12 protein-coding genes and 1 pseudogene are annotated in these 13,323 nt (G+C 62.3%); 5 read left to right on the top strand and 8 right to left on the bottom strand.

All coding sequences use genetic code 11. The features are described 5' to 3' along the window. Window position 1: 1 nt before the first annotated feature. From ACIQUG_RS31000 to ACIQUG_RS30980, 5 genes are all read right to left on the bottom strand, one after another. Entirely contained in the window at window positions 2-652 is a 651-nt protein-coding gene (locus ACIQUG_RS31000) for a glutathione S-transferase family protein (protein WP_402326083.1), read from the bottom strand. A 521-nt stretch (window positions 653-1,173) separates the two neighbouring features. Continuing rightward, a complete protein-coding gene (locus tag ACIQUG_RS30995; RefSeq protein ID WP_402326082.1) occupies window positions 1,174-2,157 on the bottom strand; it encodes an ABC transporter permease in 984 nt (327 codons plus the stop codon). Window positions 2,158-2,168: 11 nt separating this feature from the next. After that, complete coding sequence (locus tag ACIQUG_RS30990; RefSeq protein ID WP_402326080.1) at window positions 2,169-3,179, bottom strand: ABC transporter permease; 1,011 nt, start codon at window positions 3,177-3,179, stop codon at window positions 2,169-2,171. Between the two features lies 1 nt (window position 3,180). Continuing rightward, window positions 3,181-4,683 (bottom strand): sugar ABC transporter ATP-binding protein, encoded by a 1,503-nt coding sequence (locus tag ACIQUG_RS30985; protein WP_402326078.1) that lies wholly within the window; start codon window positions 4,681-4,683, stop codon window positions 3,181-3,183. Window positions 4,684-4,830: 147 nt separating this feature from the next. Beyond that, window positions 4,831-5,811 (bottom strand): ABC transporter substrate-binding protein, encoded by a 981-nt coding sequence (locus tag ACIQUG_RS30980; RefSeq protein ID WP_043611966.1) that lies wholly within the window; start codon window positions 5,809-5,811, stop codon window positions 4,831-4,833. Window positions 5,812-5,982: 171 nt separating this feature from the next. Between ACIQUG_RS30980 and ACIQUG_RS30975 the strand changes: the two genes are divergently transcribed. The 3 genes and pseudogenes from ACIQUG_RS30975 to ACIQUG_RS30965 form a co-directional block, all read left to right on the top strand. Then, a complete protein-coding gene (locus ACIQUG_RS30975; RefSeq protein WP_402326076.1) occupies window positions 5,983-7,077 on the top strand; it encodes a LacI family DNA-binding transcriptional regulator in 1,095 nt (364 codons plus the stop codon). A gap of 94 nt (window positions 7,078-7,171) precedes the next feature. Beyond that, complete coding sequence (locus tag ACIQUG_RS30970; RefSeq protein WP_402326075.1) at window positions 7,172-7,678, top strand: alcohol dehydrogenase catalytic domain-containing protein; 507 nt, start codon at window positions 7,172-7,174, stop codon at window positions 7,676-7,678. A 13-nt stretch (window positions 7,679-7,691) separates the two neighbouring features. Beyond that, window positions 7,692-7,751: pseudogene (locus tag ACIQUG_RS30965) on the top strand (hypothetical protein); the annotation flags it as partial. Between the two features lie 151 nt (window positions 7,752-7,902). Here the strand turns inward: ACIQUG_RS30965 and ACIQUG_RS30960 are convergent. After that, window positions 7,903-8,757 (bottom strand): LysR substrate-binding domain-containing protein, encoded by an 855-nt coding sequence (locus tag ACIQUG_RS30960; protein ID WP_402326073.1) that lies wholly within the window; start codon window positions 8,755-8,757, stop codon window positions 7,903-7,905. A gap of 98 nt (window positions 8,758-8,855) precedes the next feature. Between ACIQUG_RS30960 and ACIQUG_RS30955 the strand changes: the two genes are divergently transcribed. Beyond that, window positions 8,856-10,166, top strand: coding sequence for an aspartate aminotransferase family protein (locus ACIQUG_RS30955; RefSeq protein WP_402326072.1), 1,311 nt, complete (start codon window positions 8,856-8,858; stop codon window positions 10,164-10,166). A gap of 341 nt (window positions 10,167-10,507) precedes the next feature. Further along, a complete protein-coding gene (locus ACIQUG_RS30950; RefSeq protein WP_402326070.1) occupies window positions 10,508-10,972 on the top strand; it encodes a hypothetical protein in 465 nt (154 codons plus the stop codon). A gap of 186 nt (window positions 10,973-11,158) precedes the next feature. Here ACIQUG_RS30950 and ACIQUG_RS30945 read toward each other — a convergent pair whose 3' ends face one another. After that, window positions 11,159-12,169, bottom strand: coding sequence for an IS30 family transposase (locus tag ACIQUG_RS30945; RefSeq protein ID WP_402326069.1), 1,011 nt, complete (start codon window positions 12,167-12,169; stop codon window positions 11,159-11,161). Window positions 12,170-12,423: 254 nt separating this feature from the next. Next, window positions 12,424-13,323: ISNCY family transposase (locus tag ACIQUG_RS30940; protein ID WP_402326068.1), on the bottom strand; the 900-nt coding region annotated here is incomplete at its 5' end.

Raw genomic sequence — 13,323 nt, 5'->3', positions numbered from 1 at the left:
GTCAGGCGGATGAGGCGGATGTGAAGACCGCAAGCTGCGCATCGAATGCGCGCCTGTAGGCCGGCCGCGCCTTGCCGCGCGCGACGTAGGCGGAAAGGCTGGGATATTCGTCGAGCAAGCCCGAACTTTCCAACCTGCGGAGCACCGTCACCATCAGCAGGTCGCCAGCACTGAAGGCGCCGTCGAGCCAGTCGGCCTCGGCAAGCCGCCGCGACAATTGGGCCAGTCGGACGCGGATGCGATCTTCGAGCATCAGCAGGCGCTCCTGATACCAGTCCTTGTCGCGCTCCACGTAGGTGGTCGCTTCGCGCTCGAGGATCGGCGGCTCCACGGTGTTGAGCGCGGCGAACATCCAGGTGATTGCCCGCGCGCGGGCATCGGCGTTACTCGGAAGCAGGCCTGTATGGCGCTCCGCGACATGGAAAACGATGGCACCGGTCTCGAACAGGGAAAGGCCGCCTTCCTGATAGGTGGGGATTTGCCCGAAAGGCTGAAGCGCGATGTGGGCCGGTTCCTTCATGGTCTTGAAGGTAACGAGGCGAACCTCATAGGGCTGCCCCACTTCTTCGAGCGCCCAGCGAACGCGCATGTCGCGCGCGAGACCTCGGCCGCGATCCGGTGATTTTTCAAAGGCGGTAATGGTTATCGTCATCTTGTCCTCCACAATTTGCCTGTCCTGAAGACGATTGGCCAACGGGGATGCCGACATGCGCAGCCGCCTTTCAACGATGAAGGCGGAATTCACGGCGGCAGTGGCAGATAGGGGATCTCCTCTGCGGGTGCGAAACACGTGGTTCACCGCAAGAAGGCGTACGCCTCGTTGAGATTAGCCCGAATGGACAGCTTGTTTCGGCGATCGCGGAGAAGTATAAATATTTCATAAACGTAATTGTCGAGCGCATTTCAATTTGATGCTGGCAATGACGTATCGCTTTCGACTTTTGACCATGGATGTACTGGCAGAAGCCTTGAGAGCGAAAAAGAAAAGAAGGCCGGGGCCAGTGCGCTCCGGCCTTTTTTACTGTCTGCTTGTCGCTGCGATGCGCAATCCTATTGGCGCGGCGCCTGCGCCTTTTTGCGGTCACGCATTGTTCCTGCCCCACCGGGGTTAATCCGGGGTAGGTTTCCCCCTTTCGTCCTGTGGATGTTCGCGCCCCGTTCGCGACGTTCAGTTTAAGTGCTGCGATGCCGTGCCATCAGCTTTGCCTGAAGCACGACGACGACGAGCAGGAAGGCGCCGCGGATGACGGACTGCCAATAGGCCGAAAGCGAGATCCAGCCGAGGCCGTTTTCGAAGTTCAGGATGTTGAAGACCATGGCAAGAAGCAGCGCGCCGGCAAGCGTCGCGCCGACCGAGCCGGAGCCCCCGGTGAGAAGCGTACCGCCGACGACGACGGAGGCGATGGCGAAAAGTTCCCAGCCGACGCCCTCGGTCGGCTGACCGGCGCCGAACTGCGAGGCGAGGATGACGCCGGCCAGCCCGGCAAGCGTGCCCGAGGCGAGATAGACGCCGGCAAGCGCACGCTCGACCTTCAGGCCCATCAGTCCGGCCGTCGCCTCGCCGTCACCGATCGCCAGGATATGCCGTCCGACGGGGAGCTTTTGCAGCACTAGCCAGCCGAGCACATAGGCAGCAAGGGCGATCCAGGCGGGAATGGGGAAGCCCAGGAAATCGTCCTGCCCAATGACCGTGAAACCGGTGTCATAGGAGACGGAGACAGACTGGTTGTCGGCCAGCAAAAGGCCGGTGCCGTAGGCTGCGAGCATTGTCGCGAGCGTGGCGATGAACGGCTGGATGCGCATCTTCGTGATGATGAAGCCGTTGAGCGCGCCGACGGCAAGGCCGGCCGCCATGCCGCCAAAGAGCCCGGCCGCCCAATGATAGGGGGAGAACAGAGCCGCCACGACACTTGCCATGGCCGCCGTGCCGCCGACGGACAGGTCGATGCCGCCTGTCATGATGACGAAGGCCATGCCGAGCGCGATCAGCGCGAACATCGAGTTGTAACGCAGGAAACTCAGGATGTTGTAGGGCGACAGGAAGTTGTCGTAACGCAGTGCCCCGAAAAGGATGAGGCCGGCCAGCGCCAGGATGACGCCGAGGCGGGCAAGGTCGCCGGAGTTCTTGACCAGGAAGAGGCGGAGGATCGGTTGCATCGGGGTTGCCTCTAATGTTTGCTGGCGCGCTGCTGGATGAAGACCGCGGTGACGATCAGCCCGGCCTTGACGATGAGCGCGGCCGCATCCGGAACGCCATTGGCAAGCAGCGTGTAACGCACCAGCTGGATCACGAGGGCGCCGAGCACCGTCCCGACGATGTTGGCCCGCCCGCCTGACAGGAGCGTGCCGCCGACGGCGACAGCGGCGATCGCATCGAGCTCCATGCCGAGGCCGACGAGGTTGGCGTCGCTTGCGGAGTTTCGGGCAACGACGATGAGACCGGCGACCCCGGCAAGCGCGCCGCTTATCATGTAGACGAAGAGCTTGACCCTTGTCACCGGGATGCCGGTCAGGCGGGCCGCCTTTTCGTTGCCGCCGACGGCGATGATCTGCCGACCGATGACGGTGTAGCGGATCATCGCGAACGCGGCCGCAACAATGATCATCATCAGCACTACCTGGGCCGGAATGCCTGCGATGCGGCCGAGTGCGATGAACTGGAATCCCTCGTTCTTGAAAACCTGCAGATTGCCGTTGGTCATCACCTGGGCGATGCCGCGCCCGGCGATGAAAAGCACCAGTGTCGCGATGATCGGCTGGATCGAAAAGCGGGTGACGAGGAACCCGTTGAACAGACCGAACAGGGCCGCGACGGCGACCGGCAGGAGAAAGGCCAGCGTGACCGCGAGCGCCATGTTGTCCACCGGCCAGAACTGCCCCATGAAGATCATCGGCGCCAGTGCGCCGGCGATTGCCATCAGCGACCCCACCGAAAGATCGATGCCGCCGGTGGCAATAACGAGCGTCATGCCGGTCGCGACGATGACGATTGTCGCAACCTGGGTGAGGTTCACGTTCAGCGTCTGCAAGGACAGGAAGTTCGGCGTGATGGCAACGTTGAAGAGGATCAGAGCCAGGAAGGCGACGAAGGTGCCGTAACGGCTGGCGAGCGTCAAAAGCCTGTTGCCGGACGAAAGCGTTCCCGACGGCTGCGGGGCAGGGGTCTCGATCGTCGTCATGTCATTCTTCCTGCTGGGCTTCCTGGTGGGCCATGGCGGCAAGCAGCGCGGTCTCGCTCAAATCCTTGCGCGACAGCGTCGCGACGGAAGTGCCGTCGCTCAAGACCGTCACGCGGTCGGCCGCGGCAAGCAGTTCTTCGAGTTCCGACGAGATCATCAGAACGCTCAAGCCCTCGTCGGCGAGACTGCGAAGGAGTTTGAGGATTTCCGATTTGGCGCCGATGTCGATGCCGCGCGTCGGCTCGTCGACGATCAGCACCCGCGGGTCTGTGGCCAGCCATCGGGCGAGCAGCACCTTCTGCTGGTTGCCGCCGGAAAGCTCCTTGATCGGCTGATCCGGGGAGGCGCATTTGACGCCAAGGGCGCGGATGTAGCGACTGACGATCTCATCCTGGCGTGCGCGGTCGACGATGCCGGCTTTCTTCAGCTTCGGCAGCAAGGCGAGCGTCATGTTCTCGCGGATGCTCATGTCGGGCACGATGCCGTCGATCTTCCGGTCCTCGGACACGAGGCCGATGCCGTCGGCGATCGCGTCGGCCGGTTCGCGGTAGCTGCGGTCCTGTCCCTGCAAGCGGATCGTGCCGCGTTCCATCCTGTCGGCGCCGAAGATCAGACGCGCCGTCTCGGTGCGGCCGGAGCCGAGCAGGCCGGCAAGGCCGGAGATTTCGCCCTCCCGCACGGCGAGGCTGACGTCGCGCACCCGCACGCCCGCGCCGGCCTTGTCGACCTCGAGGCGAACGGGCCGCACTGGCGCGTCCTTCTCCGGTGCCATGGCCTGAAAGGCGGCAAGTTCCTTGCCGAGCATATGGCGCACCAGCGCCATTTTCGGCATATCCGCCATCGGGCTTTTGGCAACCGTCTGGCCGTCGCGCATGATCGTAACGCGGTCGCAGATCTCGTAGAGTTCGTCGAGCCGGTGGCCGATGAAGATGACGGCGACGCCGGAGTGTTTCAGCGTGCGGATCGTTTCGAACAGGATCGCGACCTCGCGCTCGTCGAGCGAGGAGGTCGGCTCGTCCATGATGACGAGGCGGGCGCTCTGCGTCACCGCGCGGGCGATCGCCACCATCTGCCGCGTTGCCGCATCGAAATGCGCAACAGGACGGTCGACGTCGATCGTCAGGTTGAAGGTTTTGAGCACCGCTTCGGCACCGCGCCGCATGGCGGAATGGTCGATCATGCCGAACCGTTTCGGCTCGCGGGAGAGATAGATGTTCTCCGCCACCGAGCGCTGCGGGGCGAGATTGATTTCCTGGTAGATCGTCGCGATCCCGGCGGCCTGCGCCTCGGCCGGCATCGAGAAATCGACATCCCGACCGTCGAAGGCGATGCTGCCTTCGTCCCGCCTGTAGACGCCGGTCAGGATCTTGATGAGCGTCGATTTGCCGGCGCCGTTCTGGCCGACAAGCGCCACGACCTCCGCCGGCTCGACCTCGAGCGAGGCGGATTTCAGGGCCGGCACGCCGGCAAACGCTTTGGAAATGCCCTGCATGGACAGAAGCATGGGTCTCCTCCCTATCTTCGCCATCCGCCGCCCCATCTGGGGTGGGCGTCATCAGCCTACACTTGAACGGGCCGAAGGTCATGCTGCCGTCAAAAAGACGGCCGAGACGGTTGCGCCGTCCCGGCCGCGGAGGCTCGGGAGATTGGATCAATAGGCGTTGGCGAGTTCTGCAGCCGCGTTGGAGGCGTCGTAGAACTTGTCGTCGTTGATGATCATCGCATCGATTTTCTCGCCCTTGGCGTAGCGCATCATCGTCTCGAAGGCCTTCGGCCCGAAGCGTGGATTGCACTCGACGACTGCTGCGATCTTGCCGTCGACGACCGCCTGCACGGCTTCCTTGCCACCATCAATCGACAGCACCAGCACGTCCTTGCCCGGCACCTTTCCGGCCGCTTCGAGTGCGGCGATCGCGCCGATCGCCATCTCGTCGTTGTGGGCGTAGATCACGTCGGCATCCGGATGGGCCTGGAGCAGTGCTTCTGCCACCTGGCGGCCCTTGTCACGGGCGAAATCGCCGGTCTGCGAAGCGACGATCTCGAAACCGCCGGCCGCCTTGATCGCTTCGTCAAAACCCTTCTTGCGGTCGTTGGCCGGCGACGACCCGGTCGTGCCTTCGAGCTCAATGATCTTCGACTTGCCGTTGGCGTTCTTTGCCAGCCACTCGGCAACACGCTTGCCCTCTTCGACGAAGTTCGAGCCGATGAAGGTCAGATAGTCTTCGCCGGCCTTGGCCAGCGACGGATCGACCGAGCGGTCGAGCAGGATCACCGGAATGCCGGCCTTCTTCGCGGCCATGACTGCGGGGATCAGCGGCTTTTCTTCGCGCGGTGCGAGAAAGATCACGTCGACGCCTTGAGCGATCATCGAATTGACGTCGGCGACCTGCTTGGCGGCGGAGCCGGCGGCATCCGTATAGACGAGTTGGAAGCCGAGCTTTTCAGCTTCGGCCTTCATGCTGTTCGTCTGGGCGATGCGCCAGGGATTGTTGGATTCGGTCTGCGCGAAGCCGACCTTGTATTTGTCCTTCTGCTCAAGCTTCGGCACTTCGGCGATCGCGACACCCGCAAGGGCGAGCGCGCCGACGGCCGTTGCCGCAAGCATGAAGGTGCGACGGGAAATCATGGTCATAATCGGGTTCTCCTCCCAGATTGGCCGGTGCTCCTCTACCGGACGTGAGCGTTTTTGCGCTTCACATCTCCAAATCTTGCGCTAATAATATTAGCAGTCAAGGCCAAAAATTATGAGCACTTGCAAAAGCCTGCGTGCAGTGCAATGCACGCGGGAGGGTAGGGAGCACGCATGGCCAAGGGAAACGGGCGGAATCTGGAGAAAAAGGGCGAAGGGCGCCCGACAATGACGGATGTCGCCAGGATCGCCGGCGTGTCCCAGTCGAGCGTCTCCCTGGTACTGAACGAGATGTCCGGCTCGCGCATCTCGCCCGAAACGCAGCAGAAAGTGCGCGAGGCTGCTCATAAAATCGGTTATAGACTGCCGGCGACCCGAGGCCCAGTGGCAGCCGCCCCGGCGGTCGAGAAGGACACGATCGCCTTCATCGTCGATGAGATCTCGACCAGCCCGCACCCCGTGGTCAGCCTCGACGGCATCCGCGACTATGCCTTCGAGCAGGGCATGCTGGTTTCGGCGCACGTCACCCGCTCCAATCCGGAACTCGAAGCCGCAGTGTTGCGGTCGGTCTTGCGCGACCCCTCCATCGCCGGCGTCATCTACGCCACCATCTTCACCCGCAAGGTTGCGGTTCCCGAGGCGCTGGCGCCGCTGCCGACCGTGCTTCTCAATTGCTACTGCGAGCCGCGCCAGCACGTGGCGATCGTGCCGGGCGAGGTCGCAGGCGGTTTTTCTGCCACGGCGCATCTGACGGCGCTCGGCCACAAGCGCATCGGTTTCATCAACGGCGAAAGCTGGATGGATGCCGCCGCCGACCGTCTCAAAGGCTACAAGCAGGCGCTTGCCTCCGCCGACATCGCCTTCGACGCGGCGCTGGTGCGCGACGGCGACTGGCTGCCGCTTCGCGGCTACGAGGCCGGGCTCGACCTGCTCTCCATGCCCAACCCACCGACCGCCATTTTCTGCGGCAACGACCTGATGGCAATCGGCGTGATGGAGGCAGCCCAGGAGAAGGGTCTGCGAGTGCCCTCCGATCTCTCGGTCATGGGCTATGACGACCAGGAACTGGCGCGCTACACCCACCCGCCGCTCTCGACCCTGGTGCTGCCGAACTATGAAATGGGCCAGAAGGCGGCTGAACTCCTGATCGACATGGCGATCCACGGAAAGCACATGCGGCCGATGACGATCAAGGTCGACGGACCGCTGGTGGTGAGGGATACAACCGCCCTCCTGTCCGCGGCCAAACCTTCCAGGAATGCTGGCTAGGGCATCGCCAGGGCCATACTGAGGTGCGCTGGTCTAGGCTGGCCGTGAGGCCGTACCAAGAACCGCTGTCATCGAACGCGCCGGTGGCCCCGAGGTGCTCGAGTTGCGAGACATTCCCCCGGCCAATGTGAATGCTGATGAGGTGAGGATCCGCGTGCACGCATTCGGCCTTAATCGCGCCGAGGCCTACCTGCGCGCAGGCAAGATGGGCACGATAAGCGCTCCGCGAGTGCCCGGGATCGAGGCCGTCGGCGAGATCATGCACGACCCGTCCGGAACCTATCGGACCGGTCAGCGTGTCGCCACGGCCATGGGCGGGATGCAGTTCAGCCGCGCCGGCAGCTATGCCGAGGAGGTTGTGGTCCTGCGGAGCAACGTGGTCGATCTCGACGGGGTCAGCCTGCCGTGGGAGGAACTCGCGACTTTGCCTGAAGCCTATCTGACGGTTTGGGGTGCGCTCACGAAAACGCTAGCGATCGAGAAGGGACAGACCCTCCTTGTCCGCGGAGCAACTTCCTCGGTCGGGTTGGCGGCAATTGTCTACGCCAAGGCGCTTGGGCTTAGCCGTGATCGGCACGACAGGTTCCAGCCAAAACATTGAACGACTGCGCGAAATGGGCGCCGATCACGTCGTCATCGACACCGGCAGGATTGCCGAGCAGGTTCGCGCCCTTGTCCCGGCGGGCATCGACGCGGCGCTGGAAATCGTCGGGGGCCCACCGTTCGCGACACGATCAAGGCGCTCAAGCCGTTTGGCTGGTTCTCCACGGCGCATGGCCCAAGCAATCGAACCGGCGCTGAGCACTGACGCGTGCCAAAGTCGCTTCACCCAACGTGCGGAAGGACCGCTCGGATATGGCCGGCGAGTGCCGAGACCACGGAGGAGGGGCGTGGCTCCGCAAGCTCGAGCGCAATGCCGATCGTCGGGAGTTCTGGTAGAAGGCCTGCAGAGATGACATGAAGATCGGCAGGGACGGCGGTTTCGGTCAACACGCTGATGGCATGTCCTGAACGCGCGATCGCGATGAGACCCGCCAGACTGTTGCTGGCGAATGCGACGCGGTACCGACGACTGATCCCCTCCATGGCGCTGCAGGCGGCTCGGAAGTCGAGCGTCGTTGGGGCGGACAGCGCCAAGGGAAGGGCGGTGCGGCTCAGGATCTCAGGTTCAGCGCTCTTGCCGACCCAGACGAATCTTTCGCTCCGAATGACCTCGCCACTTGCCGCGTCGGGAACCGAAACGAGTGCGATGTCGATTTGCCTTCGCTGGAGGAGCGGTCGCAGTTCGGTGGTCGGCGCACAGACCATGCGCAATTCGACATCCGGATGACGCTCAAAGAAGCCCTCAAGCACCGCGGGCAGGAAGGCGATGGAGTAATCCTCCGGACAGCCAAGCGTGACCGAGCCCTTGAGTCCCGAGCCACCCATGTCGGCGAGGATCTCATCGTGGCCGGCGAGCAGGTGCTCGGCATGTACCAGCAGCTTTTCACCGGCCGCCGTCAGGCGCACGCCCGATCCGGTGCGGTGGAAAAGGGCCTGTTCGAGAAAATCTTCGAGCCGCTGCATCTGCATGCTCAGCGTCGACTGGGTCCGTCCCACCTGGAAGGATGCAACGCTGATCGAACCCGCACGGGCAATGACGGTGAAGTTGCGCAGCAGGGAAAGGTCGAGATTTCGCATGATATCGAAATATCCAATATCTGATCGGAATACTATCAATTTGCATGAAGTTACGGCCGGCGCTAGCCATTGATAATCGTCAAAAGAGGAGCCACCCGATGTCGCTCAATTCCGATCCTCAATTCTGGGCGTCTGCCAACAAGCACCTGACGCGTTATGGCCCCGACTTCGAAACCATCATCGTGGAGCGAGCCGAGGGAAGTTTCGTTTATGATGCGGATGGTCGGGCGATCCTGGATTTCACCTCGGGGCAGATGAGCGGCGTTCTCGGCCACACGCACCCTGATATTGTCGCCACCGTCGACCGGCAGATGCGGACGGTTGCTCATCTCTTCAGCGGCATGCTGTCTCGGCCGGTCGTCGATCTAGCGTCCCGTCTTGCCGCACTGGCGCCTGGGCTGGACCGGGTTCAGCTTCTGACGACGGGGGCTGAATCGAACGAAGCAGCCATTCGCATGGCAAAGCTGGTGACCGGTGGGCACGAGGTCGTCGCCTTCGCGCAGAGCTGGCACGGCATGACGGGTGCTGCGGCCTCGGCGACCTACAGCGCCGGCCGGAGGGGTTATGGCCCGGCCGCTGCCGGTTCGTTCGTGATACCGGCCCCGAACGCCTATCGCCCGCGTTTCACGCACAAGGACGGCAGCAACGACTGGCAGACGGAGCTCGACGACGCTTTCTCGCTGATCGACCGGCAGTCGACGGGCGGGCTTGCCGCCTTCATCGCCGAGCCGATCCTGTCGAGCGGTGGTATCCTCGAACTACCGCTCGGCTATCTCGCAGCACTCAAGCGCAAATGCGAGGAACGGGGTATGCTCCTCATCCTCGACGAGGCGCAGACGGGCATCGGCCGCACCGGACATATGTTCGCCTTCCAGCGCGACGGCGTAACGCCCGACATTCTCACCCTGTCGAAGACGCTCGGTGCCGGCCTGCCGCTTGCGGCGGTCATGACGACCGAAGAGATCGAGCGGAAGGCCCATGAACGAGGCTTCCTCTTCTACACTACCCATGTCTCGGATCCTCTGCCCGCTGCGGTTGGCGTCACGGTGCTCGATGTGGTCGAACGCGAAGGGCTCGTCAACCAGGCGGTCGCCCGCGGCGAACGGCTACAAAGCGGTCTTCTCGGGCTTCAGCAGAGGTTCGAATGTGTCGGCGACGTTCGTGGCCGCGGGCTTCTCCTCGGGCTCGAGGTGGTCGTCGATCGGCAAACGAAGGCGCCCGGATTCGAGCTCGGCGCCCGGATCATGGAGGAGGCAATGCGGCGCGGCCTCAGCATGAACATCGTCAAGCTTCCCGGCATGGGGGGCGTGTTCCGCATCGCGCCGCCACTGACGGTGTCGGACGAGGAGATCGACCGAGGGCTGGAAATCCTGTCGGACTCGATCGGCACGGCAACCGGCGCGCGCTGAGCGTGAAAGCCAGGGGGCTTGCACTCGTGAGGGCCGTCACCACTCCAGCAGGAAGTTGGACGGCCGTCACGTTCCTCGCGCCGGAGGAGGGGTGAGATAACCCCAGTTTTGGAGATTTGGGACCTGAAGACAACTACAGGGGAGCCTGCTAATTATTCTGCACTCTTGAGGAGTAAAACGAGGAGCCGGGGGCAGATCCTATGACGTCATATTCTCTGACATGCGTAAACAACTCACAGCTTGCGGGCAGCTTCGCCGTTTTCCAAAGGGCGCCAGAGACGACGCCGGAAGGCGTGCTTTCGCTCGCCTGGTTTACCCGTCCGACGGCACCAGGAAGCAGTGTGACCTTTCACTGGCGTCCGGACCTCAACTTCGTCTGGTCCGAGACAGGTGCGCTGGATTCGGGCATCACTTTCAGGGCTACGCAAGTGGAGCCGGCCGATCCCAACGGCCAGAACCTGATCCAGCTCACCGAGGATGCGAACGGCGCGACGACATTCGTCAACCCGAGCAACAGCGGTGCGCTCGGTTCACTGACGATCGAGCAATTATCGAATGTCGTTCCCAATCGCACGTCGGTCGGGATTGGCATGGCGGGTGCGGCAACCTTTCTGGTCCAGGCTGCCCCCAACATGACGGCGGTCTTTACTCCCCACCCCAACTACTGGGTGGTCTTCGGCGACTACAGCAGCGGCGACATCATCAACTTCGAGGAGATCACGGGCGCTGTCGAGGTCGCCTATGGTGGGGCCTTGACGGAAAGGACCGCGTCGCTCGGCCTCGACAATCTCATTTCCGTTACGTGAGCATTGCGGGCGGAACAGGTCGAGTGCCGCGTGCGTGAATTGGGTGGTGGCGGATCGCATAGGTCCGCCACCGGTTCCACGCAATTGTTCAGGTCGATTAGCTTGTCTGATGGAGCAGTTGTTGCATTTGAAAACGGAATCCGCCCAGTGTGAGTTCAGGGCGAACTGCGACTTACGCAGGTGATGCTATCCAGCACGCCGCATCTGCGCGAGCAGTTTCTTGCGGAAGACTTCCGCCGGCGTTCGGTAACCGAGGCACTTCCGAGGCGTCGAGTTGAGCCGATCACAGATGTCTTTTAGGTCACCATCGGTGATGGAAAGGGGATCGACGTCTCTCGAAAGCCATTTGCGAACACGACGATTGGTGTTCTCGACCGTGCCTTTCTGCCAAGGTGACTGTGGGTCGCAGAACCATGTCTGTGTTCCGATACCGGCCTGCAGATACGGCCATTCGGTGAATTCTGTGCCGCGGTCAAAGGTAATCGACCGGCGGGCGAGATGGGGCAGGGATTGCAGCGTTTGGATCAGCCCGTCCATGATCGGTCGCGACTGCCGGTCGTTGTTGCGCAGGAAGACGGCAAAGCGGCTGACCCGCTCGACCAGCGACGTCACGTTGGCCTTGCCGAACTTCTTGCGAAACTGAATGAGATCGCACTCCCAATGACCGAACTGCTTGCGCTCGGCGACGATGTCCGGACGGTGGAGAATGTTGAGTTCCGGGCTGAAACGGCGGTCGTAGCGACGCCTGGCATGCCGCGGGCGACGTCTCGCGCGACGTTCCGGCAGATGCCGCCACAGTCTGATGGCAAGGCCGTCTGCTGAATAGGCGAATTTGTAGATCGTCTCGTAACTGACGGAAATCGGATGACGCTCCAGCCGCATGCGACCGGCGATCTGTTGTGGTGACCAGCCATGCATGATCCGCTCGATCACCGACCGACGCACATGCGCAAACCGAGCAAGCTTGCGCAGCTTGGCTCTGCGGTCGCGCGCCATCTCGTTGGCCGTGACGCAGTAGTAGCCGCTGAGCTCCGGCATCTGCGCGTCTTCAAAAGCATTGCGGCTGAGTTCACGGAAAATCGTCGAGCGATGCCGTCCAAGCTTCTCGGCGATAACCGTGGCGCTCAGGCCGGCCGTTCGCCACTTGGCGATCCTACGACGCTCATCCATATCGATTTGGGAGTAGGTGCGTCTCATGAGACATTCCTTGCGAGTGACAACCCATTGGTATCTATCGCAAGTCGCACTTCATCCTTGAACCCACCCAGCTAAAGCTTGTGTGGCGGCAAGGTTGAACTGTCCGCCGCTGCGCAAAGTTAAAATGTCACTTCAGGCTGCCACACGGCGCTATGACCAGGCCCGATCTGACCGGCTGATCCGGTTGCAAGATCAGATCGGGGCGGGTGAAGGGCACCCCTTCGGCTTTCGCTTTGAGACTTTGTGGTGACCGGTCACTCCGCAGCATTAAGTCGGGAAAGTGCCTTCTCGCGCCGCGCGATCACCACCGGGTCGTTCATGAAATCCGTCCGCTTACCCGGCTTGCGGCCCCGCGGTTTGTAGCCAATCTTGTCGCTGTTCGTCTTCACGGCTGGTTTCGTCTGCCGGTCCTGACGGTCTCTGATGTAAGCCAGGACATCGGAAAGGCGCTTGTTCTCGGTGATCGCCGCATGCGTCACCCGCTGGTCCTTGTCGAATATCGTGTAGGGCAGGGAATGTCCCTTCCAGCGCACATCCAATCGACCGTCCGCATAGGCATAGGTCTCGACATAGCGACCAGCCAACCCACGCGTCACCTCGGTCTCCTCAAGCATGATCCGCTGGCGCTCGAACGAAAACGTCAGCTGCGATCCGACATAACGCTGCTCGCGTTTGCACAGGATCTCGGCCAGCCGATCCGGCGCCAGGTTCACCGGCCGGTGCAGGTCGTCGGACCGGGCAGGGACAATGGCAAACCGGGCGTTATAGTGCTCCATGAAGCCAGGCAGAAACGCATTGCCAGCCTCCATGTCATCGATACCCGCCAGCCTTAATTCCTTGACAAGGCGATCCTGCAGCGTCCGGTTCATCCGCTCGACACGACCTTTGGCTTGACTGGAATTTGCGCAAAGAATCTCGATGTTTAGCTCGCAAAGCGCCCGCCCAAACTGGGTCATGCCCTGACCGCCCTTGGCATCCTTCTTCGCCACCCGGAACACCGAATGCTTGTCGGAATAGAAGGCTACGGGAGCACCATGCGCCTTCAGATAGAGCTCGAGCGCCTCGAAATAGCTGAACGCGCTTTCCGAGCGCATAAACCGCAACTGCATCAGCTTGCCAGTCGCATCATCGATGAACACCAGCAATGAACAGGG

The organism is Ensifer sp. NPDC090286, from assembly GCF_044769565.1.
GTDB lineage: Bacteria > Pseudomonadota > Alphaproteobacteria > Rhizobiales > Rhizobiaceae > Ensifer.
The sequence above is the reverse complement of the archived record's forward strand: the minus strand, read 5'-3'. Positions and strand labels throughout refer to the sequence as shown.

What these genes read in the sequence shown, in the direction of transcription:
- ACIQUG_RS30955 (WP_402326072.1), top strand. Translation starts at nt 8,856, where the DNA reads ATGTCGCTCAATTCCGATCCTCAATTCTGGGCGTCTGCCAACAAGCAC.
- ACIQUG_RS30995 (WP_402326082.1), bottom strand. Translation starts at nt 2,157, where the DNA reads ATGCAACCGATCCTCCGCCTCTTCCTGGTCAAGAACTCCGGCGACCTT.
- ACIQUG_RS30960 (WP_402326073.1), bottom strand. Translation starts at nt 8,757, where the DNA reads ATGCGAAATCTCGACCTTTCCCTGCTGCGCAACTTCACCGTCATTGCC.
- ACIQUG_RS30980 (WP_043611966.1), bottom strand. Translation starts at nt 5,811, where the DNA reads ATGACCATGATTTCCCGTCGCACCTTCATGCTTGCGGCAACGGCCGTC.
- ACIQUG_RS30945 (WP_402326069.1), bottom strand. Translation starts at nt 12,169, where the DNA reads ATGAGACGCACCTACTCCCAAATCGATATGGATGAGCGTCGTAGGATC.
- ACIQUG_RS30990 (WP_402326080.1), bottom strand. Translation starts at nt 3,179, where the DNA reads ATGACGACGATCGAGACCCCTGCCCCGCAGCCGTCGGGAACGCTTTCG.
- ACIQUG_RS30975 (WP_402326076.1), top strand. Translation starts at nt 5,983, where the DNA reads ATGGCCAAGGGAAACGGGCGGAATCTGGAGAAAAAGGGCGAAGGGCGC.
- ACIQUG_RS31000 (WP_402326083.1), bottom strand. Translation starts at nt 652, where the DNA reads ATGACGATAACCATTACCGCCTTTGAAAAATCACCGGATCGCGGCCGA.
- ACIQUG_RS30985 (WP_402326078.1), bottom strand. Translation starts at nt 4,683, where the DNA reads ATGCTTCTGTCCATGCAGGGCATTTCCAAAGCGTTTGCCGGCGTGCCG.